The sequence below is a fragment of the Rathayibacter sp. AY1A2 genome, assembly GCF_002930935.1.
Lineage (GTDB): Bacteria > Actinomycetota > Actinomycetes > Actinomycetales > Microbacteriaceae > Rathayibacter.
Map to the genome: position 1 here is coordinate 214,792 of NZ_PSTP01000003.1, position 22,194 is coordinate 236,985.

The following is a 22,194-nucleotide window of genomic DNA, read 5'->3' on the forward strand; positions in this document are numbered from 1 at the left end:
GGTCATGACCGATTTCTCTGTGCTCGACCGTACACTCGACATCGTCGTCATCAGCGGTGGCATCAGCCACGAGCGCGACGTCTCCCTGCGGTCGGGCCGACGCGTGGCGGATCGTCTCTCCGCGATGGGCCACCGCGTCTCCCTGCACGAACCGGACGCCAGCCTCCTCTCGACGCTCCTGCAGAAGCGTCCCGACGTCGTCTGGCCCGCGGTGCACGGGGCGAGCGGTGAGGACGGTGCGCTCCTCGGGCTCCTCGAGGCGGCGGGCTTCGCCTACGTCGGCTCGCGGACGGACGCGGCGCGCCTGGCCTGGTTCAAGCCGACCGCGAAGACGCTCGTCGCTCGCGCCGGCTTCTCGACCCCGCGCTCCGTCACCCTCCCCCGCGAGACCTTCCGCGAGCTCGGAGCCGCCGGGATCCTGGAGCAGGTCGAGGCGCACCTGCCGGGCTCCCTCGTGGTGAAGCCCGCCCAGGGCGGTTCGGCCCAGGGTGTCAGCATCGTGACGGAGTCGTCGCAGCTCCCGCGAGCGATGGTGGAGGCGTACACCTACGGCGACGTCGTGCTCATCGAGCAGCAGATCCAGGGGACCGAGGTCTCCGTCGGTGTTCTCGACCTCGGTGACGGAGCTTTCGCCCTGCCGCCTGTCGAGATCGCACCCGTCGCGGGCCAGTACACCTTCGAGGCGCGCTACAACGCGGGGGAGACGCACTTCTACACGCCGGCACGGATCCCGCCGGAGATTACGGAGGAGGTGTCCCGCGTGGCCGTTGCGATCCACGAACTGCTGGGACTCCGCCACCTGTCGCGGCTCGACTTCATCATCGACGACGCCGGACTCCCCTGGTTCTTCGACGCGAACGTCCTTCCCGGAATGACCGAGACCTCACTCGTTCCCCAGGCCATCGAGGCATCCGGCCGCTACCTCGGCGACGTCTACTCCACTCTCGCGAAGCTCGCCGCCTCCTGACTCCATACCGTTTCACGTGAAACGGTCCGCTGCGCGTACGCTCCTGATCACATGGCTGCTGAGTTCTGAACGAAAGCTCGAATCCATGCCAGACGAGTAGTTGCGTCGCGGCCGATCAGGACCCTCTATCGCCGCCTTCTCCCTACAATGCGGGTCGAGTAGCCGCTCAATAACGGGTCCACGTCATCATCAGCAGACCATTAGTGCCAACTCGGGGAAGAACCCGAGGCCGCGTATCGACTCCCACCAACGTCGGACATCTGTCGCCGCGCCGGCCGATTATCCGCAGATCAGCGTGGTACATCCCGCCCCCGCCGCCACCTTTTCACCAGGCCCACGGGCATCCATCGCCACCTGGTCCTCGTCGTCATGCTGGTCGAGTAGACGCATTGCCGCGTATCGAGACCCGGCCACCCCCAGTGGGTACCTGGCGGGCGTTGCCTGGAGCGATGTATCCACGCCCACTGTCTGGCCATATCCGCAGACATACCGGTGAAGAGCAGTAGTGCGTCGAATCGAGGCTCACCACGATCGCCACCCGCGCCATCTCTGGGGAGACACAACATGGTCGATCGACGCTGATCGACACCAGGCACCCGTCGCCATGCGGGTCGAGTAGCCACTACGCGACGTACCGAGACCCACGGCCCGAAGGGACCCCTTTAGCTTGATTCTCCGACCTCAACTTCGCCTCGGGGGGGTGGTGTCTCTATTCCGCTGGTCAGGCGAGCAATCTCTTTCGAGCATTGCGGTCGAAGTCGGTCCCACGATGATCCGCATGGGCGTCCAATGTTCTCGGCAGGGGCGTTTCACGTGAAACGCTTCCGCAGCCGTTGAGCAACTTCGATCCGAAATGTTGCGCTCGTTGGAGCGAGTCGAGCCGACGAGGGCCTCCTCTCCTACCTGACAAGCTCGTAGCTCTTCAATGGCTAGGCCGCCCTAGAGCGGACCGTTTCACGTGAAACGGCCCTTCCATCGTCTCTTTCAGTGCTCTCCGGGGGCGACCGCCGACGGAGTCCTCCGTCAAAGCTCGGCGAACCCAGTCATCACATCTGCATCGATCCGCGAAAACGAAGCAATACTGCAATTCGTCTAAGGTTGCCCCCCCGCCGGCCAATTTCTGGAGGCCGAGGAAGCGCTCCTCACCGGAGACTTGGGATGCACGGACAGCCGAGGTGATCCTCATCTCAGCGGCCAACGTAGGAATGTTTCACGTGAAACATTGCGCACGCGACTATGGGCGACCATGACGTCGCCCCGGGCAGCGGAGAGCGCCACCGATTACGACCCGCCCAGGCACCCGTCCTGAGCCCGCCAGCGAGTCACTGAAAGCGACATGAACTCCGGAGGTCAGGAGGTCTGAACTCAGCCAACCCTAGATCCGGCGCTCCACGCCTACTCAACCGCGATATAGGCGCATCGTGAGCTACTCCATCCAGAGATCAATGCCCCAGATACCCGGCGATCGTCACCGTTCGGCGATACCAGCCGTATTCTCGACCAGGACCGGAGTCAGCAGGGCCCCGCAGAACCTGGAACCACTTCATCGGACTGTACCGGTCAGAAGGGCCTATCAATCAGAGAGAGGACGACAACCGAGAATTCTCAGCTCACAAGGCATCTCGAAGATCGCCCCAAGCGTGCTGATCTGCGATCGCGGTGCCGACGAGGGGAGCGGATACCGCCACATCGGCGATTGCGGCCAAGAACACAGCGCGAGCACGCGCACGCCAGCCGCACGGCGAATCAGTGGCGGCCGCTAGGCCGGCCACTACGGAGCGAGCGACACCTCGGTCGGCTCCCCGATCTCGGCGAGGATGCGGTTCAAGTCCTGGATGGTGGCGAAGTCGATGACCATCTGGCCCTTGCGAGCACCCAGGGTGACCTTGACGCGCGTGTTCAACCGGTCGCCGAGGTGATCCGCGATCGACGAGAGGTGTCCGGAGTGCCCGCCCTGCTCCTCCACCACGGGACGCACGGTCGTCCGCGGCGCCTTCATCTGCGCGGCGGCGGCCTCGGCGGCGCGGACGGACAGGTCCTCGTTGACGATCTTGTCGGCCAGGCGGCGCATCATCTCGACGTCGTCGAGGGACAGAACCGCACGCGCGTGTCCTGCGGTCAGGACGCCGGCAGCGACGCGGGCCTGCACATCGGCCGGGAGACGCAGAAGACGGAGTGTGTTCGAGATCTGCGGCCGCGAACGTCCGAGCCGCGTCGCCAGGGCCTCCTGGGTGATCCCGAAGTCGCTGAGGAGCTGCTGGTAGGCGGACGCCTCCTCGAGCGGGTTGAGGTCGGCGCGGTGCAGGTTCTCCAGCAGCGCGTCGCGGAGCATGTTCTCGTCGGCCGTGTCCTTGACGACCGCGGGGATGGTGGTCAGTCCCGCGGCCTTCGAGGCGCGGAACCGGCGCTCACCCATCACGAGCTCGTACTTCGCTCCGCCGCGAGCCGTCACGGGCCGGACGACGATCGGCTGCAGCACTCCGAACTCGCGGATGCTGTGGACGAGTTCCGCGAGGTCGTGCTCGTCGAACACCGACCGCGGCTGCGCCGTGTTGGGCGTGATGTCGGCGAGGGGGAGTCGCGCCAAGCGCGCTCCGGGGACCTCGAGGAGCTCCTCGGCACGGGCCGAATCGCCGACCTGATCAGGGAAGAAGACGTCGACAGGCCGGGAGCGCGACTCGTCGCTGGTCGGGATGAGCGAGCCGATCCCCCGGCCGAGTCCCGTGCGCTTGGTCGCCATCAGCGTGCCTCTCCTTCGTGTGCCGTCTCGGGTGTCTTCCGAGCTCCGCGTCGTGCGATCTCCGCGGCCGCCTCCAGATACGCCAGCGAACCGGACGACTGCGGGTCGTAGCTGATCACGCTCTGTCCGTAGCTCGGCGCCTCCGAGATCCTCACGTTGCGCGGGATCACCGCGCGCAGCACCTCCTTCGGGAAGTGCTCTCGGACATCCGCTGCCACCTGCTGGGAGAGGTTCGTGCGGCCGTCGTACATCGTCAGGAGGATCGTCGAGACACCGAGGTTCGGATTGAGGTGCCGCTCGATCAAGTCGATGTTCTTGAGCAGCTGGCTGAGCCCCTCGAGCGCGTAGTACTCGCACTGGATCGGGATGAGCACCTCGCGAGCGGCGACGAACGCGTTGATGGTCAGCAGACCGAGCGACGGCGGGCAGTCGATGAAGACGTAGTCGAACGGCTCGTCCATGGTGTCGAGCATGCGGTCGAGCGCACGGCGGAGACGCTGCTCGCGTGCGACGAGCGAGACCAGCTCGATCTCGGCGCCGGCCAGGTGGATGGTCGCCGGCACACCGTAGAGCGAGGCGAACTCCGGGCTCTTCTGCACGACGTCCGCGAGGGGAGTGTCGTTGACGATCACGTCGTACACGCTGGCCGTCTCGGCGCGGTGCTCGATGCCCAGGGCCGTCGACGCGTTGCCCTGCGGATCGAGGTCGATGACGAGCACCTTCGCCTCACCGCGGGCGAGCCCGGCGGCGAGGTTGACGGTCGTCGTCGTCTTGCCGACGCCGCCCTTCTGGTTCGAGATCGTGATGACGCGCGTCGACTCGGGCTTGGGCAGCGGCTGGGCGTTCAGCAGTGCGCGCCGACGGGTCATGTCCGCGATCTCCCGGGCCAGGGGAGTCGAGGAATCGAAGCCTCCGGTCAGACCGGCGGAATCGGTTTGTTTCACGTGAAACCTTCGCTCAGCGAGTGGGACGGACATCAGCACCGAGGAGTCGACGGACGAGGAGTCGGGGGCTCACTGCGGCGTCGTGGCGATCAACCCACTGTAGCCCGGACGACCCTCGTCACCTCGGAGAGCACGCCGTCGCCGAGCACGACGACCTCGGGCGGGGAGAGCCGGAAACGACGGATCTGCTTGGCCGCCGCCTCGATCTCCTTCTCGGCGTTGATGCCCTTCAGCAGGACCAGCTCGCCTCCGGGCCGCAGCAGCGGCGCGGTCAGCGGGATCAGCTTCGAGAGGGCGCTGACCGCCCGAGCGGTCACCTGGTCGAGAGGCTCCGGGAGCTGCACCTCTTCGGCACGGGCGCGAATAACTGAGACATTCTCGAGTGCGAGTCCGTCGACCTGCTCTTGAAGCCAGACGACGCGACGCTCCATCGGCTCGATGAGCACGAAGCGGACGTCCGGCCGCACGATGGCCAGGACGAGCCCGGGAAGGCCAGCGCCACTGCCGACATCACCGACCAGTCCCGGACGCAGGAGAGGGGCCACCAGGGCGCTGTTGAGCACGTGCCGCGTCCAGAGCCGGGGGAGCTCCAACGGCCCGATCAGGCCGCGCTCCTCGCCCTGGTCGGCGAGAGCCTCCGTGAAGCGCCGCAGAACGGGCAGGCGATCGCCGGCGATCGCCGCAGCGGCTGCAGGCTCGGCCTCGAGGGTCGACTCCACGCCGCTCAGCCGCGGGTGATGACGGTGTGGCGCTCGCGCGCCTCGCCGCGCGACTCCGACACGAAGCCGCGCTCGCCCACCATGTCGTGGACCAGCTTGCGCTCGTACGACGACATGGGCGGGAGCGAGGCCGACGTGGCGCCGTCCTCGATCCGCTCGATCGCGCGGTCGACCAGCTGGGCCAGCTCCGCCTCGCGGGCGTCGCGGGAGCCGCCGATGTCGAGGATGAGGCGGGAGAACGCGCCGGTCTTCGTCTGGACCGCCAGGCGGGTGAGCTCCTGCAGCGCCTGGACGGCGTCGGGGCGGGAGAGCACCCGGAGGTTCGTGTCGCCGGAGGCGGTGACCGAGAGGTAGGCGCGGCCGTTGCGGACCTCGATGTCGATGTCGCCGTCGAGGTCGCAGATGTCGAGGAACTCCTCGATGTAGTCGGCGGCGACGTCGCCCTCGTCCTCGAGCTGAGAGAGCGTGGACTCGGGCGCCTCGTCGACGGCGGACGCGTCCACGGGTGCGGACGCGTCCTCGGTGATGGTCTGCATCGGATCGGTCATGGCGGCTCTACTTCTTTCCGGCTTGCTTCTTGGAGCGGTTCTTGCTCACGGGCTGCGTGCGCTGCACGGCCTTCTTCTCGACGAGGGTGACGTCGCCGGCGGCCGTGGTCTCCTCGACCAGCTTGCCCTTGCGGCGCAGGCGCTCCTCGCGGGCCTTGGCGGCCTCGCTGCCCGGGGTCGGCATGTTCCGGATGACGATGAACTGCTGGATCATCGTCCAGATGTTCGAGGTCAGCCAGTAGAACATCACGCCGAGGGGGAAGGCGAAGCCCGAGAAGGCGAAGACGAGGGGGAGGATGTAGAGCAGGATCCGCTGCTGTTTGAACGTCGGCGAGGCCTTCGCCTCGGGCGACATGTTCTTCGACACGATCTGCAGCTGCGTGATGAACTGCGACGCCGTCATCAGGACGACCATGATCACCGCGATGATGATGACCGGCTCCTGGCCGCCCTCGGCGAGTGCGCCCTGGATCGACTGGTGCAGCGGTGCGACGCCGAAGAGGTTCGCCTCGCCGAACTGGCGGGCGAGCGTCTCGTCGAGCGGGCCCACGCCCTTCTGGCTGTGCTGAGCCGCGTTCAGCACCGAGAACAGGCTGAAGAAGATCGGCATCTGGATCAGCAGGGGCAGGCAGGAGGCGAGGGGGTTGGTGCCCGTCTTCTTGTAGAGCTCCATGGTCTCGCGGGACATCGCCTCGCGGGACAGCTGGTCGCGCTTGCCCTTGTACTTGTCCTGGATCTTCTTGAGCTGGGGTGCGACCTCGAGCATCCGGCGCTGGCTCTTGATCTGCTTGACGAAGATCGGGATGAGCGCGGCGCGGATGACGATGACCAGGCCGACGATCGAGAGGACCCAGGTGATTCCCGCGGCCGCCTCCATGCCGGTGAAGGTCAGCAGCTGGTGGAAGGCGACGAGGAGCAGCTCGACCACCCACTTGAGGGGCCAGAGGATCGTGCCGAGGAGGTCCATGGAGTGGGGTCAGTCCTTTCGAGGGCCCACGACGAACCCGGCTCGCGTCACGGCGAAGCGGGTCCGGCCGGAAGCCGGTCGGTGCAGGGGGATCGAGGTCGGGACGTCGTCGATGCCGCCGGCCGCCCACGGGTGGCAGCGGAGCAGACGGCGGGCCGCGAGGACGGAGCCGAGGACGAGCCCGTGGAGCTGGACCGCCTGGAGCGCGTACGCGGAGCACGAGGGGTAGTAACGGCAGACGTCCCCGTAGAGAGGGGACACGACCGCCCGGTAGACGATCAGGAGCAGGACGCCGATGTTCCGCGGCAGCAGGAGGATCGCCCACCCGAACCGGGCGAGCGGCGCCTCGCGGCGGGGGAGCACGGCGGTCACGAGGACGCCCCGCTCTTCCGCGCGGCTCGCGCCATCGCGGACCACACTTCGGAGCGCAGCTCCGACCAGGGGGCGTCGGCGCTGCCGGGCAGCGCGCGGACGACGACCTGGGTGCCGGGGTCGATCTCGGGGACGAGCTCGAACGCCACGGCCTTGAGCCGGCGGCGGACGGTGTTGCGCGTCACCGCGGTGCCGACCGTCTTGGCGACGATGAACCCGAACCGCGCCGGATCGCCCGCGGAGGACCGGCGGACATACGTGACGGTGTGCGGTCCTGTGGACCGCACACCGCGACGGACGACTGTCCGGTACTCGCCTCCGTGGACGATGCGATTGGCTCTGGCCAGCACCGCTGGTCGGTACCGCTCGCTGCTAGGCGGAGAGCTCGGTGCGCCCCTTGGCGCGGCGCGCGCTGAGGATGCCGCGGCCGGCACGGGTGCGCATGCGCAGACGGAAGCCGTGCACCTTGGCGCGACGACGGTTGTTCGGCTGGAAGGTTCGCTTGCTCATAATCAGATCTCCACGTACGTGTTCCGCGGCGCGAACCGGCACCACCCGCTCGGGCGGAGACTCGGATCCTCCGGGAAGAAGGGGTGCCCGGCTGCGGAATCCGCTCGGCCTGCGAGGGCCGCACGGACGACACCGGGCAGGCGTCAACTGATTTAAACTACGGCCTGTTCCGTCACCGGTCAAATGTGGACGGCGCGAAACCTCGATCATGCACACGGGACACGGGGTTCCGCGCATTGACACGCGGGTGTCGCTGTGGTGGATTTGTCTCCCGTCGGCTCCGTTCGTTACGGTGTTGAGCCGCAGTTATCCACAGGTGGGATCCGCGTCCTCCCGCGCCCGCACAGGCATCGCTCGAGGCCGGTGGACAACCCTGTGGAGAGAGCGGCACTCGAGACCCGGCTCCGCGCCCGGTCCGCGACGCCCCTGCAGCGGGCGGCGACGGGTCCGGCGGAGACGGCGATCCCGCAGCGACTTCACAGCGACAGCACCCAGGACCGGAGACAGATGGCAGACGACACGTCCATGGTCGACGCGTGGAACGTGATCCTCGGCGCACTGTCCCAGGACGAGCGGATCACCGCTCCCCTCTACGGGTTCGTCTCGCTCGTGGAGCCCAAGGGCATCATGGCGGGCACCTTCTACCTGGAGGTCCCGAACGAGTTCACCCGCGGGATGCTCGAGCAGCGCGTGCGCGTGCCCCTGCTCAGCGCGATCGGGACGCTCGACGACTCCTTCGGCGTCACGACGTTCGCCTTCGTGGTGAACCCCGACATCGAGCACGAGCCCCTCAGCTCCCCGTCGTCGCAGGAGTCGATGAACCCGTTCGAGCCGATCACCGCCTCCTCGGCGACGGTCGCGCCGACCCGCGGGGTCGAGGAGCTGCGGACCGTGCCGGCGACCGACACCCGGCTGAACCCGAAGTACAGCTTCGACAACTTCGTCATCGGAGGCTCCAACCGGTTCGCGCACGCCGCGGCCGTCGCCGTCGCCGAGGCTCCCGCCAAGGCCTACAACCCGCTCTTCGTCTACGGCGACTCCGGGCTCGGCAAGACGCACCTCCTCCACGCCATCGGCCACTACGCGATGAGCCTCTACCCGGGGATCCGCGTGCGGTACGTCTCGAGCGAGGAGTTCACGAACGACTTCATCAACTCGATCGCGAACAACCGGGGCAACGCCTTCCACGGCCGCTACCGCAACGTCGACATCCTCCTGATCGACGACATCCAGTTCCTGCAGGGGAAGGCGGAGACGCAGGAGGCGTTCTTCCACACCTTCAACCAGCTGCACGACCACAACAAGCAGGTCGTGATCACGTCCGATCTGCCGCCGAAGGCCCTGACCGGCTTCGAGGACCGGATGCGCTCGCGCTTCGAGTGGGGCCTCATCACCGATGTGCAGGCTCCCGACCTCGAGACCCGCATCGCGATCCTCCGCAAGAAGGCGGTCAGCGAGAAGCTGCTCGTGCCCGACGACATCCTCGAGTTCATGGCGTCGAAGGTGTCGAGCAACATCCGCGAGCTCGAGGGGACGCTCATCCGCGTCACCGCGTTCGCGAGCCTGAACCGGACGCCGGTCGACATGTCGCTCGTGCAGACCGTGCTGAAGGACCTGATCACGCTCGACGAGGACAACGTCATCTCGCCGGTCGACATCATCAACCACACCGCGGACTACTTCAAGCTCACGGTCGACGACCTCTACGGCTCGTCGCGCTCGCAGGCCGTCGCCACCGCGCGCCAGATCGCCATGTACCTGTGCCGCGAGCTGACGAACCTCTCGCTGCCCAAGATCGGCCAGCTGTTCGGGAACCGCGACCACACCACGGTCATGTACGCGAACAAGAAGATCTCGGAGCTCATGAAGGAGCGCCGCAGCATCTACAACCAGGTCACCGAGCTGACCACCCGCATCAAGACGAACCGCTAGCCGGCAGTCGTGCGGTCCCCGGGACCGCCTGTCCCGGGTGGCGTGCCCCGGGGTCCATCAGCGTCCGTGCCCGGTGGTCGGGTAATCGCTCCCCTCCTTCCTCGCGTGAGGGGAGGCGGAGGCGACGGGGATCGCGGCGCGAGCAGCAGGACGTCGGTGTCGGCGCGCGTCGAGATCAGGCGAAGGCGCTGGCGGGGGTCTCGACACGCCGCGCTGCGGCTACTCGACCAGCATGAACCGCACGTGCTCAAGGGGTCCGGGTAGGCGGCTGAGCGGCCGGCGTGCGATCGGACGGTGTCGATCCGCCGTGCGTTGGCCCGGAGGGCAACGCGGGGGAGAGGGAGCGCGCACTGTCTTCCGGGCCGCTCGGACGGCGGCAGCTGCCCTCGACGGTCTCCGTCGTGACCGGAGAAGTCGTCGACGGACTCCTCGGACCTTCCGCGCGCGCCTCGGACACGCCGCCTCGCGCACCCCGGAGGGCCGATTTCCACAGTGTGAGGAACCTGTGGATAACTGTGGACAACCGCCTCGGGACTGTGCGCCGGGAGAGCCCGCCTGTGGAGGGCGACCGGTCGGCTCGGATCCCTCCACAGGGCGTCCACGGCCCCGCTCACACTCCCTCCACAGGGGCGGGTCCCTCCGATCCCACCCAGGAGAAGGGGTCCTAAGCGTTTTCCACAGTTTCCACACGTGTTAACACTGTTAACGCAGTTCTCTCTTTAATGAAGCCTCGACCGGCAACCTCTCCACAGCGGCTCGGGAGTGCTCGGCGGTCCACCCCCTTCCGAGCTCGTCGAGCCCGGCGGGTACGATGGGCGACGGTCTTCGTCCGCGACTCGTCAGGGGTGTACTCGTGAGGTTCCAAGCCAACCGCGATGTCTTCAGCGAGGCGGTGTCCTTCGCGGTCAAGCTGCTTCCGCAGCGCACGACCCTGCCGATCCTCTCCGGAGTCCTCATCGAGGCGACCGCCGAGGGTCTGACGCTGTCCTCCTTCGACTACGAGGTGTCCGCGCAGACGCAGATCGCCGCCGATGTGGAGGAGACGGGGACCGTGCTCGTCTCGGGCCGTCTGCTCGCCGACATCGCGAACCGCCTCCCCAACGCTCCCGTGCGCATCGCCACGGAGGAGTCGCGCGTCTCGGTCTCGGCCGGCTCGGCGCACTTCACGCTCCTGCAGATGCCCGTGGAGGAGTACCCGAGCATCCCCGAGATCGACGCCTCCACCGGCCTCGTCCCGGCCGACGCCTTCGCAGCCGCCGTCTCGCAGGTGGCGGTCGCCGCCTCCCGCGACGACGTGACCCCCGTCATCACCGGCGTGCAGCTCGAGATCACCGAGAACACGATCGGCCTCGTCGCGACGGACCGCTACCGCGTCGCCGTCCGCGAGATCGACTGGGACAACGGGGACAACCCCGCGCCCACCCAGCCGCTCACCGCCCTCGTGCCCGCACGCACGCTGCAGGAGGTCGGCAAGACCTTCGGCCACTCCGGCACCGTCTCCGTCGGGATCACCAACCGCGACGAGCGCGAGCTGATCGCCTTCACCGCGGACCGCAAGACCGTCACCTCGCTGCTGATCAAGGGCAACTTCCCGCCCGTGAAGCGCCTCTTCCCCGCCTCCGTCGAGAACTACGCGGTCATGTCGACCAGCGACCTCATCGAGGCCACCCGCCGCGTCTCGCTCGTGCTCGAGCGCGAGGCGGCCCTCCGCTTCAGCTTCAGCAGCGACGGCCTCACCCTCGAGGCCATCGGCTCCGAGCAGGCGCAGGCGTCCGAGAGCATCGACGCGATCGTGACCGGCGACGACGTGGTCGTCTCGCTCAAGCCGCAGTTCCTGCTCGACGGCCTCGCCGCCGTCCACTCGGAGTTCGTGCGCATCGCGTTCACGAAGACCGAGAACCCCAACAAGCCCGGCCCCGTCCTGATCACCGCGCAGACCTCGCGGGAGCAGCCCGGCAGCGACAGCTACCGCTACCTGCTCCAGCCCAACCTGCTGCTGCGCTGACCACTCCCCGGATCGCAGAGCCGCGACCGCCCCGCTCCCGACGAGCGCCCGCCCGCCGGACAACGAATCCAGGAAGGTTCACCATGCACATCGGACTCGTCGGCCTCGGCAAGATGGGCGACAACATGCGCTCCCGCCTCCGCTCCAAGGGGCTCGAGGTCACCGGCTACGACCGCAATCCCGACGTCTCGGACGCGGCCTCTCTCGACGAGATGATCGCCGCACTCCCCTCGCCCCGCATCGTCTGGGTGATGGTGCCGGCGGGCGAGATCACCGACGCGGTCGTCAAGGACCTGTCGGAGAAGCTCAGCGAGGGCGACCTCGTCATCGACGGCGGCAACTCCCGCTTCACCGAGGACTTCAAGCACGACGCGCTGCTGAAGCCCAAGGGCATCCACTACATCGACGCGGGCGTCTCCGGCGGCGTCTGGGGACTCCAGAACGGCTACGGCCTGATGGTCGGCGGCCCGAAGGAGCTCGTCGAGTACGCCATGCCCGTCTTCGACGCGCTGCGCCCGGAGGGCCCCCGCGAGGAGGGCTTCGTCCACGTCGGCGAGGTCGGCGCCGGCCACTACGCGAAGATGGTCCACAACGGCATCGAGTACGCCCTGATGCAGGCGTTCGCCGAGGGCTACGAGCTGCTCGAGACCCGCAGCGACATCATCAAGGACGTCACCGGCACCTTCAAGGCCTGGCAGCGCGGCACGGTCGTGCGCTCCTGGCTGCTCGAGCTCCTCGTCCGCGCCCTCGAGCAGGACCCGGACTTCAAGAACATCGAGGGCTACGTGCAGGACTCGGGCGAGGGCCGCTGGACCATCGAGGAGGCCATCAACAACGCCGTCCCGGTGCCCACGATCAGCGCCTCGATCTTCGCCCGCTTCGTCTCCCGTCAGGAGGACTCCCCCGCGATGAAGGCCGTCGCAGCGCTCCGCAACCAGTTCGGCGGGCACTCCGTCAAGGCCGTCGACTGAGTCGGCTGGTGAGGACTGCCTCCGGCAGTCCTCACGGCGGTCGGCTTCCGGAGGCGGGCGCGTTCCGTAGAGCCGGTGACGGACGGCGGACTGCGGCCCGCCGCCCCCGTGAGGCAAGGATGCTCTCGCGGAGGCGGCGGGCCTCCGGCCGCCTCCACCCTGCTACCGGCGTCGGGCGGCGAGCCTGCGGCCGCCTTCACGGGCAGGGACGGGGCGCCGCCGATCATGCTGGTCGAGTAGCCCCGCGACGGCGCATGGAGACCAGCCCGACGGATGGTCTTGCCAGCATGCTGGTCGAGTAGCCCCGGAGGGGCGTATCGAGGCTCGAGGCGAGGGTCTGGCCGGCGCTGGGAGAGCGGATCGCAGGCGCCGGAACGGGCGGACCAGCCCGATCGGGACGGGCGAGGACCCGCAGGGGTGCAGGGAAGGCCCGCGACGACGGGTGGAGGAGAGGAGCGCGACGTGCAGGTGACGCAGCTGGCGCTCAGCGACTTCCGGAACTACGAGTCGGTCGATGTCGAGCTCGTGCCCGGACCGAACCTCTTCGTCGGCCGCAACGGCCAGGGCAAGACGAACCTCGTCGAATCTCTCGGCTACCTCTCCACCCTGGGCTCGCACCGCGTGTCGAGCGACCAGGCGCTCATCCGCGCCGGCCGGGACAGCGCCGTGGTGCGCGCCCGCCTCCGCAACGGCGAGCGCGACCTGCTGGCCGAGGTGCAGATCAACCGCTCCTCCCCCAACCGCGCGCAGATCAACCGCGGCGGGATCAAGCCGCGCGAGCTCCCCCGCTTCTTCTCCAGCGTCCTCTTCGCGCCGGAGGACCTCCTCCTCATCCGCGGCGACCCGTCGGCCCGCCGCCGCTTCCTCGACCAGCTGGTGATCCTCCGCTCCCCGCGGATGAGCGCCGTCCAGGCCGACTACGAGCGGGTGCTGCGCCAGCGCAACTCGCTGCTCAAGTCGGCGCGCGCGAGCGGCGTCCGCGACCCGTCGAAGCTCGGCACCCTCGACATCTGGGACGAGCGCCTGATCGCGCTCGGGACCGAGATCATGCAGTCGCGCCTCACCCTGGTGGAGGAGCTGAGCGGACCCGTGCGCGCCGCGTACGAGGCGGTCGCCGGTGCCGACCAGCGTCCGGTGCTCCGCTCCCGCCTGAGCATCGAGGGCGCGGTCGACGACGACGGCGAGCCCGTGGAGCAGCCGGGCGCCGCGTCACCGGCGGCGGGCGAGGGACTGGCGGAGGCGTTCGCGTCCGCCCTGGCCGGGGTGCGCCGCCGCGAGCTCGACCGGGGCGTCTCCCTCGTCGGCCCGCACCGCGACGACGTGCAGTTCGAGCTGAACGCGCTGCCGGCCAAGGGCTACGCCAGCCACGGCGAGAGCTGGTCGTTCGCGCTGGCGCTGAAGCTGGGCGCCGCGGAGCTGCTCCGGCGCGACTCCCCCATGGGCGATCCGGTGCTGATGCTCGACGACGTCTTCGCCGAGCTGGACGCGCGCCGGCGCGAGCGCCTCGCCTCGGTGGTCGCCGACTACGAGCAGGTCCTGATCACCGCGGCCGTCTTCGACGACGTCCCGGAGGCGCTGGCCGCGCACACCGTGCGGATCGAGGCCGGCCGGATCGTCGGCACGGGCGCCGCCGCCGCGCCGATCGCCGTGCCGGAGCCGACCGCACCCGACTCCGCCTCGTCCGATCCGGTGTCCTCCGACTCCCCTCCTCCCGGTCCCGAGTCCTCCCGCTCCTCTTCTCCCGATCCGGTCTCGTCCGACTCCCCTTCTCCTGGTGCCGTCTCCTCCGCCGCGGCCTCCTCCTCGGAGACCGCGTCCCCAGCGCCGGCGTCCACGGATCCCGCGTCCCCGGAGCCGACCGCCCCCGCCCCGTCGGCGCCGCATCCGGAAGACCGTCGAGCGCGCCGAGCCCAAGGGCGACGCGATCCCGTTCGGCAAGGGCCGCGACCCGCACGACCTCGGCGACGTCCTCGACTCCCTCACCGTGAAGCTCGGCTGGACGGCGCCGCTGGCGCAGGGCGACCTGATGTCGTCGTGGACGGCGATCGCCGGCGAGGAGACCGCGAAGCACTCGACTCCGGTGGGCGTCGTCGACGGCGTGCTGACCGTCGCGTGCGAGTCCACGGCGTGGTCGACGCAGCTCCGGCTGATGCGGATCGAGATCATGAACCACATCGCCGTGAACTTCCCCGACGCGGGCATCGCGTCGATCCGATTCCAGGGCCCGGACGTCCCGAACTGGAAAAAGGGTCCCAGGTCGATTCCAGGGCGTGGTCCGCGCGACACCTACGGCTGAGGACGCATTTTCGGTCGACCGCCGATCTTTCGCGCCTCAGATCGCCGTCCAGCGCTTCGGATCGACCCGGCACGCGGTAGAATGGAGGGCCGCCGAACCGCAGTGACGCCGCCGCGCGGGCGATCTCCAGATCACCGTGCGCGTCGCGACGGACCGTCAGAGGAGAACTCCACAGCTATGACTCACGAGCCGAACGACTCCACGTCACCCGCAGCGAACGACCTGGACGCGAACGGCTCAGCAGCCCCCTCCGCTCCGCACGAGAGCATGTCGACCAAGTCGTCCGGCGACTACGGCGCGAACCAGATCCAGGTCCTCGAGGGCCTCGAGGCGGTCCGCAAGCGCCCCGGCATGTACATCGGATCCACGGGTCCGCGCGGTCTGCACCACCTGGTCTACGAGATCGTCGACAACGCCGTCGACGAGGCGCTCGCGGGCTACTGCGACAACATCGAGATCCTGATGCGCGCCGACGGAGGCGTCACCGTCTCCGACAACGGCCGCGGCATCCCGGTCGACATGCACCCGACCGAGGGCATCTCCACGGTCGAGCTGGTCCTCACCGTGCTCCACGCCGGCGGCAAGTTCGGCGGCGGCGGCTACGCGGTCTCCGGCGGCCTGCACGGCGTCGGCTCCTCCGTGGTCAACGCGCTGTCGACGCGCCTCGACGTCGAGGTCAAGCGCCAGGGCGCCGTGTACCGGATGGGCTTCACCGACGGAGTGCCGGACGCCCCGCTCGAGAAGGGCGAGGCCAGCGACGAGACCGGCACGACGATCACCTTCTGGCCCAACGCCGGCATCTTCGAGACGGTCGAGTTCGACTACGAGACCCTGCGCGCGCGCTTCCAGCAGATGGCGTTCCTCAACAAGGGCCTGCGCATCGCGCTGACCGACCAGAACGAGGTCGAGTTCGAGGGGGAGGGCGAGAACGAGACCGAGGGAGACCGGACCGACGTCTTCCACTACGAGAAGGGCCTCGTCGACTACGTCGAGTACATCAACTCGCTGAAGAAGTCGGACCTCGTGCACTCCGAGATCATCGATTTCGAGTCCGAGGACACCGAGCGCCGCATCTCGCTCGAGGTCGCGATGCAGTGGACCACGGCCTACACCGAGAGCGTCCACACCTACGCCAACACCATCAACACCCACGAGGGCGGCACCCACGAGGAGGGCTTCCGCGCCGCGCTGACCACGCTGGTCAACCGCTACGCGCGCGCGAACAACCTGCTCAAGGAGAAGGACGAGAACCTCTCGGGCGACGACATCCGCGAGGGCCTCACCGCCGTCGTGTCGATCAAGCTCGGCGAGCCGCAGTTCGAGGGCCAGACCAAGACGAAGCTCGGCAACACCGAGGCGAAGGCGTTCGTGCAGCGCGTGGCCGGCGAGCAGCTTGCCGATTGGTTCGACCGCAACCCGAGCCAGGCCAAGGACATCATCCGCAAGGCGATCCAGGCGGCCTCGGCTCGCATGGCGGCGCGCAAGGCACGCGAGACCGCCCGCCGCAAGGGCCTGCTCGAGGGCGGCGGCATGCCGGGCAAGCTCAAGGACTGCCAGTCCAAGGATCCGTCGATCTCCGAGATCTTCATCGTCGAGGGCGACTCGGCGGGCGGATCCGCGGTGCAGGGCCGCAACCCCGAGACGCAGGCGATCCTCCCCCTCCGCGGCAAGATCCTCAACGTCGAGAAGGCGCGGCTCGACCGCGCTCTCGGCAACAACGAGGTCCAGGCGATGATCACGGCGTTCGGCGCCGGCATCGGCGAGGACTTCAACCCCGACAAGGCGCGGTACCACAAGATCATCCTGATGGCCGACGCCGACGTCGACGGCCAGCACATCACGACGCTGCTGCTGACGCTCCTCTTCCGCTACATGCGCCCGCTGATCGACCTCGGCTACGTCTACCTCGCGCAGCCGCCGCTGTACCGCCTCAAGTGGTCGAACTCCCCGCACGAGTACGTCTACAGCGACCGCGAGCGCGACGCCCTGATCGCGCACGGCTCGGCGACCAACAAGCGCATGCCCAAGGAGAACGGCATCCAGCGCTACAAGGGCCTCGGCGAGATGGACTACAAGGAGCTGTGGGAGACCACGATGGACCCCGCCACGCGGACCCTCCTCCAGGTCACGCTCGACGACGCGGCCGCGGCCGACGAGATCTTCTCCACCCTCATGGGCGAGGACGTCGAGTCCCGCCGCTCCTTCATCCAGAAGAATGCGAAGGACGTGCGCTTCCTCGACATCTAGCTGTCGAGGAAACGGACGTCCTTCGAGAGGCGGCGGCCGGGCGGTCCAGTGGACCGCCCTCGCGAGCATCTCGAACACGTGACGGCGGCCCTCGATGGGCCGCATCCTCGACCAGAACGCGACAGAGGCCCTCACCGGCCCGCACACCGACGACACACCTGACACCCAGCGCGACCGCCGCCCCCGCTCCTCCGGGGCACGGACCCACCTGAGAGACCAGAGACCATGGCAGAAGAACCCACCACCCCCACCGGCCCGGACGAGAGCGACGACATCGTCACCGAGACCGGTGTGGTGATCCACGGTCACGACAAGATCGAGCCGGTCGACCTGCAGCTCGAGATGCAGCGCTCCTACCTCGACTACGCGATGAGCGTCATCGTCGGGCGAGCCCTGCCGGAGGTGCGCGACGGCCTGAAGCCCGTGCACCGCCGCGTGATCTACGCCATGTACGACGGCGGCTACCGCCCCGACAAGGCGTTCTCGAAGTGCTCGCGCGTCGTCGGCGACGTGATGGGCCAGTTCCACCCGCACGGCGACTCCGCGATCTACGACGCGCTGGTCCGCCTGGTGCAGCCGTGGAGCCTCCGCTACCCGCTCGCGCTCGGCCAGGGCAATTTCGGCTCCCCCGGCAACGACGGTGCGGCCGCTCCCCGGTACACCGAGACCAAGATGGCGCCGCTCGCGCTCGAGATGGTCCGCGACATCGACAAGAACACCGTCGACTTCCAGGACAACTACGACGGCCGCACGCGCGAGCCGGCGATCCTGCCGGCCCGGTTCCCGAACCTGCTCGTCAACGGCTCCGTCGGCATCGCGGTCGGCATGGCGACCAACATCCCGCCGCACAACCTGCGCGAGGTCGCCGCCGGCGCCAAGTGGGCGCTCGAGAACCCGGACGCGACGCGCGAGGAGCTCCTCGAGGCGCTGCTGCAGCGGATCAAGGGACCCGACTTCCCCACCGGTGCGCAGATCCTCGGCGTCCGCGGCATCCAGGACGCGTACCGCACCGGCCGCGGCTCGATCACGATGCGCGCCGTCGTCTCCATCGAGGAGATCCAGGGCCGCACCTGCCTCGTCGTCACCGAGCTGCCGTACCAGGTGAACCCGGACAACCTGGCGATCAAGATCGCCGAGCTGGTCAAGGACGGGCGCGTCTCGGGCATCGCCGACATCCGCGACGAGACCTCCGGTCGCACCGGCCAGCGCCTCGTCGTCGTCCTCAAGCGCGACGCCGTGGCGAAGGTGGTGCTGAACAACCTCTACAAGCACACCCCGCTGCAGGAGAACTTCGGCGCGAACATGCTCGCCATCGTCGACGGCATCCCGCGCACGCTCTCGCTCGACGGCTTCATCCGCGCGTGGGTCGACCACCAGGTCGAGGTCATCGTGCGCCGAACCCAGTACCTCCTCGACGAGGCGGAGGCGCGGATCCACATCCTGCGCGGCTACCTCAAGGCGCTCGACGCGCTCGACGAGGTCATCGCCCTCATCCGCCGCTCCCCCACCGTGGAGGAGGCGCGCGACGGCCTCATGGAGCTGCTCGACATCGACGAGGTGCAGTCCCGCGCCATCCTCGACATGCAGCTGCGCCGCCTCGCGGCCCTCGAGCGCCAGAAGATCATCGACGAGCACGACCGGATCCAGGCCGAGATCGAGGACTACAAGTCGATCCTCGCGAGCCCCGAGCGCCAGCGCACGATCATCTCGGACGAGCTCGACGAGATCGTCGACCGCTTCGGCGACGACCGCCGCACCGAGATCCTCTTCGGGTTCGACGGCGACATGAGCGTCGAGGACCTGATCCCCGAGGAGGAGATGGTCGTCACCGTCACCCGCGGCGGCTACCTCAAGCGCACCCGGAGCGACTCCTACCGGGCGCAGCACCGCGGCGGCCGCGGCGTGCGCGGCGCGCAGCTGAAGGCCGACGACATCGTCGAGCACTTCTTCGTCACCACCACGCACCACTGGCTGCTGTTCTTCACGAACACCGGTCGCGTGTACCGCGCCAAGACCTACGAGCTGCAGGAGGCCGGCCGCGACGCCAAGGGCCAGCACATCGCGAACCTGCTCGCGCTCGAGCCGGGGGAGCAGATCGCGCAGATCCTCGACATCCGCGACTACGAGGCGGCCCGCTACCTCGTGCTCGCCACGCGCGACGGCCTCGTGAAGAAGACGGCCCTCTCGGAGTACGACACGAACCGCTCCGGCGGCATCATCGCGATCAAGCTGCGCGACGGCGACGAGCTCGTCTCGGCGCTCCTGGTCGAGGAGGACAGCGACGTGCTGCTGGTCTCCCGCAAGGGCATGTCGATCCGCTTCACCGCGTCCGACGAGGCGCTGCGTCCGATGGGCCGCTCCACCTCCGGAGTCCGCGGCATGTCGTTCCGCGGGGAGGACCGCCTCCTCGACGCGAACGTCGTCAGCGACGAGGGCTTCGTGTTCGTGGTCACCGAGGGCGGCTACGCCAAGCGCACCGCGGTCGACCAGTACCGCCTCCAGGGACGCGGCGGGCTGGGCATCAAGGTGGCCAAGCTGGAGGAGAAGCGCGGCGACCTCGTGGGCGCCATCATCACCGGAGAGGACGACGAGGTGCTCGTCGTGCTCGCCAGCGGCAAGGTGGTACGCTCTGCGGTGGCCGAGGTACCGGCCAAGGGTCGCGACACCATGGGAGTCGTCTTCGCACGATTCGCTGAGGACGACCGCATCATCGCACTCGCCAAGAACACCGAACGCAATCTCGACGCCCAGGACGAGGATCCCGACGCCGCGGCGCCGGCCGAGTCCGCTCCGGTGTCGGAGGAGGATGGGTCCGTAGATGAGTAGCACCGTCGCCGAGAAGCTCGCCAGGAAGTCCGCGAAGAGCCCGGCGGCGAAGCAGGTCCGCCTGAAGCTCGTCTACGTCGACTTCTGGTCGGCCGTGAAGCTCTCGTTCCTGCTGGGCCTGACGCTCGCGATCATCACGATCGTCGTCGTCTACCTGGTCTACACGGTCCTGGCTCAGACGGGAGTGTTCGACGAGGTCAACGGCCTTGTGCAGGACATCGCCGGCGCGGAGGCGTTCGACCTCAACACGATCATCTCGCTGCCGCAGGTCATGGGCTTCGCGATCGTCGTCGCGGTGCTGAACACCATCGTCACCACCGCGCTCGGCGCGATCGTGGCGCTGCTGTACAACCTCAGCGTCAAGATCACCGGCGGCCTCCTGGTGGGCTTCACCAACCAGTAGGGCGCACGGTCCGGCCGATTGGGATTCCTGCTCGATGTCGGGTAGAGTCTCCTCTGGCCATTCCGGGGGTATAGCTCAGGCGGTTAGAGCGCTTCACTGATAATGAAGAGGTCCCAGGTTCAAGTCCTGGTACCCCCACCCGGTCCGAACGGCCCGTCACCTCGCGGTGGCGGGCCGTTCGACTCTCGGAGACGGATCGCCCCGTCTCCGGCCCGGGGCCTTAGCTCAGTTGGTAGAGCGCCTGCTTTGCAAGCAGGATGTCAGGAGTTCGAATCTCCTAGGCTCCACACTTCCTCCCTCTCGCGGGTGCTTCCCCTTCGCCGGCCCTTCTGGTCCACCGGCGCACGGCACTCCGGGTCCTCCGCCGTCGCGGGGTCACCGTGTCGAGGTCTTCGGCGGCCCCTCCTGTCGCCGACCGTGCGGTCCCCGCGATCGAGGTCGCCACTCGGATGACCGAGTCGCCCGCTCAGCGGTCCACGCAGGCGAGGCCGAGGAACTGCTGGACCGAGAGGGTCTCGGACGTGCCGTCGCGGATGTCGCCGACGATGATCTCGCCGACGGAGAGCGTGTCGAACTGCTCGGCCGTGAAGACGACCGGGCGGGCGAGCACGGAGCGGTCGGTCGCGTAGGCGCCCAGCGCGAGGTCGACGCCGAGCGGGAACCGCTCGATCACCGTGTCGGCCGGCCAGACCGTGGATCCGGAGAGGTCGGTCGCGCCCAGCTGCGTGACCGGGGACGGGGAGACCCAGCGGGTGACCCTCCGCAGCCCGTCGCCGATGGTCAGGGGAGCGGAGTCGGAGGCGGCGAGGTCGAGGCCGTCGACGGACCCCGAGCACACGACGACGACCCCGAGGACCTCGCCTCGCTCGCCGCCCCGTCCGAGCCCGACCGCGGCCGTGGTCACCGGCTCCTCGGAGGCGCATCCCGAGAGCGCGAGGGCGCCGAGCAGAACGACGGTGCTCGCGAGCGCGGCACGACAGTGCATGGGTCCTCCCGCGGCCACCCTACGCGGGCAGCGCGAGGGCCAGAGCGGCGAGAGCCTGCGGAAGGGAGGGAGCGCCCTCCGCTCGGAAGACCACCTCTCCGGCCGTATCGCGCACGACGACGGTGGGGGTCGAGCGGATGCCGGCGGCCTCGGCCTCGACGGGGTGGAAGGCCACGTCGCGCTCGCGGATCTCGGCGGCGGGGACGAGCTCCGCGGCGCGCTCCAGCACCGAGCGCGCGGCATGGCAGGCGCCGCAGAAGGCGGAGGTGTAGAGCTCGACGATCACGACGAAGGGAACGCCGGGGCGCGGCCGGGGATTCCCGGGCACCGTCAGCGGAGGAGCCAGGCCTCGTTCATGGTGAGGGCCGCGTCGACGAGCTCGACGCGCTCCAGCTCCTCGACGTCGCTCAGGGGGAACCAGGCGGCGGCGTCCGTGGAGCCGTCCACCTCGTGCGTGAGCTCGCCGCCCACGATGCGGGCGCGGTAGACGACGCGGATGGCGTGCAGGGGGCCGGCCTCGGGATCGCTGCGGCGGTGCGCGGGGATCACGTGCGAGTCCACGCCGATGAGGGCGTCGAGCTCGGCACGGTAGCCCGTCTCCTCGAAGATCTCGCGGACCGCGGCGTCGGCGGGCGACTCGCCCTCGTCGATCCCGCCGCCCGGAAGCGTCCAGGCCGACCAGGGGCCCTGGCTCCAGTGCGCGAGCAGCATCCGCTCGCCGTCGATGATCACGCCGTACGCGGCGACCCGGATGTCCACCGC

At 68.7% G+C, this 22,194-nt stretch carries 19 protein-coding genes, 2 tRNA genes and 1 pseudogene; 11 read left to right on the top strand and 11 right to left on the bottom strand.

All coding sequences use genetic code 11. The annotated features are described in order from the left end of the window. The first annotated feature begins 4 nt into the window (after positions 1 to 4). A complete protein-coding gene (locus C5B93_RS05040; RefSeq protein WP_104257798.1) occupies positions 5 to 967 on the top strand; it encodes an ATP-grasp domain-containing protein in 963 nt (320 codons plus the stop codon). Positions 968 to 2,738: 1,771 nt separating this feature from the next. Here C5B93_RS05040 and C5B93_RS05045 read toward each other — a convergent pair. The 8 genes from C5B93_RS05045 to rpmH all read right to left on the bottom strand — a co-directional run bounded on the left by C5B93_RS05045 (position 2,739) and on the right by rpmH (position 7,767). Continuing rightward, positions 2,739 to 3,707, bottom strand: coding sequence for a ParB/RepB/Spo0J family partition protein (locus C5B93_RS05045; RefSeq protein ID WP_104291945.1), 969 nt, complete (start codon positions 3,705 to 3,707; stop codon positions 2,739 to 2,741). Beyond that, entirely contained in the window at positions 3,707 to 4,576 is an 870-nt protein-coding gene (locus tag C5B93_RS05050; protein WP_104247021.1) for a ParA family protein, read from the bottom strand. Before C5B93_RS05050 ends, C5B93_RS05045 begins: the two co-directional genes overlap by 1 nt. Before the next feature lie 164 nt (positions 4,577 to 4,740). Beyond that, entirely contained in the window at positions 4,741 to 5,370 is a 630-nt protein-coding gene (gene rsmG, locus C5B93_RS05055) for a 16S rRNA (guanine(527)-N(7))-methyltransferase RsmG (RefSeq protein ID WP_104291946.1), read from the bottom strand. 5 nt (positions 5,371 to 5,375) lie between these two features. Further along, a complete protein-coding gene (locus tag C5B93_RS05060; RefSeq protein ID WP_258068138.1) occupies positions 5,376 to 5,918 on the bottom strand; it encodes a R3H domain-containing nucleic acid-binding protein in 543 nt (180 codons plus the stop codon). A gap of 7 nt (positions 5,919 to 5,925) precedes the next feature. Further along, positions 5,926 to 6,885 carry a membrane protein insertase YidC gene (gene yidC, locus C5B93_RS05065; protein WP_104222681.1) on the bottom strand — a complete coding sequence of 320 codons (960 nt, stop codon included), beginning with the start codon at positions 6,883 to 6,885 and terminating at the stop codon, positions 5,926 to 5,928. 9 nt (positions 6,886 to 6,894) lie between these two features. After that, positions 6,895 to 7,248, bottom strand: coding sequence for a membrane protein insertion efficiency factor YidD (yidD, locus tag C5B93_RS05070; protein ID WP_258068149.1), 354 nt, complete (start codon positions 7,246 to 7,248; stop codon positions 6,895 to 6,897). Between the two features lie 5 nt (positions 7,249 to 7,253). After that, positions 7,254 to 7,607: a ribonuclease P protein component gene (rnpA, locus tag C5B93_RS05075; protein WP_104222680.1), complete on the bottom strand. Its 354-nt coding sequence runs from the start codon at positions 7,605 to 7,607 to the stop codon at positions 7,254 to 7,256. Between the two features lie 22 nt (positions 7,608 to 7,629). Next, on the bottom strand, positions 7,630 to 7,767 hold the full coding sequence (gene rpmH / locus C5B93_RS05080; protein WP_055784512.1) for a 50S ribosomal protein L34: 138 nt from the start codon (positions 7,765 to 7,767) through the stop codon (positions 7,630 to 7,632). Between the two features lie 627 nt (positions 7,768 to 8,394). On the opposite strand from rpmH, the gene dnaA reads away from it, so the two are divergent. The 10 genes and pseudogenes from dnaA to C5B93_RS05130 all read left to right on the top strand — a co-directional run bounded on the left by dnaA (position 8,395) and on the right by C5B93_RS05130 (position 20,734). Further along, on the top strand, positions 8,395 to 9,699 hold the full coding sequence (gene dnaA, locus C5B93_RS05085) for a chromosomal replication initiator protein DnaA (RefSeq protein WP_374952921.1): 1,305 nt from the start codon (positions 8,395 to 8,397) through the stop codon (positions 9,697 to 9,699). An 853-nt stretch (positions 9,700 to 10,552) separates the two neighbouring features. Beyond that, positions 10,553 to 11,704, top strand: coding sequence for a DNA polymerase III subunit beta (gene dnaN, locus C5B93_RS05090; RefSeq protein WP_104291947.1), 1,152 nt, complete (start codon positions 10,553 to 10,555; stop codon positions 11,702 to 11,704). 83 nt (positions 11,705 to 11,787) lie between these two features. Beyond that, positions 11,788 to 12,675 carry a phosphogluconate dehydrogenase (NAD(+)-dependent, decarboxylating) gene (gene gnd / locus C5B93_RS05095; protein ID WP_104222677.1) on the top strand — a complete coding sequence of 296 codons (888 nt, stop codon included), beginning with the start codon at positions 11,788 to 11,790 and terminating at the stop codon, positions 12,673 to 12,675. Between the two features lie 462 nt (positions 12,676 to 13,137). Beyond that, positions 13,138 to 14,298, top strand: a pseudogene (gene recF, locus C5B93_RS17175) (DNA replication/repair protein RecF); the annotation flags it as partial. 361 nt (positions 14,299 to 14,659) lie between these two features. Beyond that, positions 14,660 to 14,971 carry a DUF721 domain-containing protein gene (locus tag C5B93_RS17180; RefSeq protein ID WP_258059326.1) on the top strand — a complete coding sequence of 104 codons (312 nt, stop codon included), beginning with the start codon at positions 14,660 to 14,662 and terminating at the stop codon, positions 14,969 to 14,971. A gap of 267 nt (positions 14,972 to 15,238) precedes the next feature. After that, positions 15,239 to 17,218 (top strand): DNA topoisomerase (ATP-hydrolyzing) subunit B, encoded by a 1,980-nt coding sequence (gene gyrB, locus C5B93_RS05110; protein ID WP_219814024.1) that lies wholly within the window; start codon positions 15,239 to 15,241, stop codon positions 17,216 to 17,218. A gap of 225 nt (positions 17,219 to 17,443) precedes the next feature. After that, positions 17,444 to 20,044, top strand: a complete 2,601-nt coding sequence (gene gyrA / locus C5B93_RS05115; RefSeq protein ID WP_104222674.1) for a DNA gyrase subunit A — start codon at positions 17,444 to 17,446, stop codon at positions 20,042 to 20,044. After that, complete coding sequence (locus C5B93_RS05120; RefSeq protein ID WP_104222673.1) at positions 20,037 to 20,447, top strand: DUF3566 domain-containing protein; 411 nt, start codon at positions 20,037 to 20,039, stop codon at positions 20,445 to 20,447. The genes gyrA and C5B93_RS05120 overlap by 8 nt, the downstream gene beginning before the upstream one ends. Positions 20,448 to 20,511: 64 nt before the next feature. Then, a tRNA-Ile gene (locus tag C5B93_RS05125) sits at positions 20,512 to 20,585 on the top strand. Between the two features lie 76 nt (positions 20,586 to 20,661). Continuing rightward, positions 20,662 to 20,734, top strand: a tRNA-Ala gene (locus C5B93_RS05130). 179 nt (positions 20,735 to 20,913) lie between these two features. On the opposite strand, the gene C5B93_RS05135 is transcribed toward C5B93_RS05130, so the two are convergent. The 3 genes from C5B93_RS05135 to C5B93_RS05145 are packed head-to-tail and all read right to left on the bottom strand — an operon-like array spanning position 20,914 to position 22,191. Next, the gene (locus C5B93_RS05135; RefSeq protein ID WP_104291949.1) at positions 20,914 to 21,432 is read right to left on the bottom strand and encodes a hypothetical protein; all 519 of its coding nucleotides are present in this window, start codon (positions 21,430 to 21,432) and stop codon (positions 20,914 to 20,916) included. 19 nt (positions 21,433 to 21,451) lie between these two features. Beyond that, positions 21,452 to 21,760: a thioredoxin family protein gene (locus tag C5B93_RS05140; RefSeq protein WP_258059325.1), complete on the bottom strand. Its 309-nt coding sequence runs from the start codon at positions 21,758 to 21,760 to the stop codon at positions 21,452 to 21,454. 2 nt (positions 21,761 to 21,762) lie between these two features. Then, positions 21,763 to 22,191, bottom strand: coding sequence for an NUDIX hydrolase (locus C5B93_RS05145; protein WP_104291950.1), 429 nt, complete (start codon positions 22,189 to 22,191; stop codon positions 21,763 to 21,765). Positions 22,192 to 22,194: the final 3 nt, after the last annotated feature.

Excerpts from the sequence above, each read along its gene's own strand:
- C5B93_RS05040 (WP_104257798.1), top strand. The coding sequence starts at position 5 with ATGACCGATTTCTCTGTGCTCGACCGTACACTCGACATCGTCGTCATC.
- C5B93_RS05045 (WP_104291945.1), bottom strand. The coding sequence starts at position 3,707 with ATGGCGACCAAGCGCACGGGACTCGGCCGGGGGATCGGCTCGCTCATC.
- C5B93_RS05050 (WP_104247021.1), bottom strand. The coding sequence starts at position 4,576 with ATGACCCGTCGGCGCGCACTGCTGAACGCCCAGCCGCTGCCCAAGCCC.
- C5B93_RS05060 (WP_258068138.1), bottom strand. The coding sequence starts at position 5,918 with ATGACCGATCCGATGCAGACCATCACCGAGGACGCGTCCGCACCCGTG.
- yidC (WP_104222681.1), bottom strand. The coding sequence starts at position 6,885 with ATGGACCTCCTCGGCACGATCCTCTGGCCCCTCAAGTGGGTGGTCGAG.
- rpmH (WP_055784512.1), bottom strand. The coding sequence starts at position 7,767 with ATGAGCAAGCGAACCTTCCAGCCGAACAACCGTCGTCGCGCCAAGGTG.
- dnaA (WP_374952921.1), top strand. The coding sequence starts at position 8,395 with ATGGCGGGCACCTTCTACCTGGAGGTCCCGAACGAGTTCACCCGCGGG.
- gnd (WP_104222677.1), top strand. The coding sequence starts at position 11,788 with ATGCACATCGGACTCGTCGGCCTCGGCAAGATGGGCGACAACATGCGC.
- gyrB (WP_219814024.1), top strand. The coding sequence starts at position 15,239 with ATGTCGACCAAGTCGTCCGGCGACTACGGCGCGAACCAGATCCAGGTC.
- gyrA (WP_104222674.1), top strand. The coding sequence starts at position 17,444 with ATGGCAGAAGAACCCACCACCCCCACCGGCCCGGACGAGAGCGACGAC.
- C5B93_RS05120 (WP_104222673.1), top strand. The coding sequence starts at position 20,037 with ATGAGTAGCACCGTCGCCGAGAAGCTCGCCAGGAAGTCCGCGAAGAGC.
- C5B93_RS05135 (WP_104291949.1), bottom strand. The coding sequence starts at position 21,432 with ATGCACTGTCGTGCCGCGCTCGCGAGCACCGTCGTTCTGCTCGGCGCC.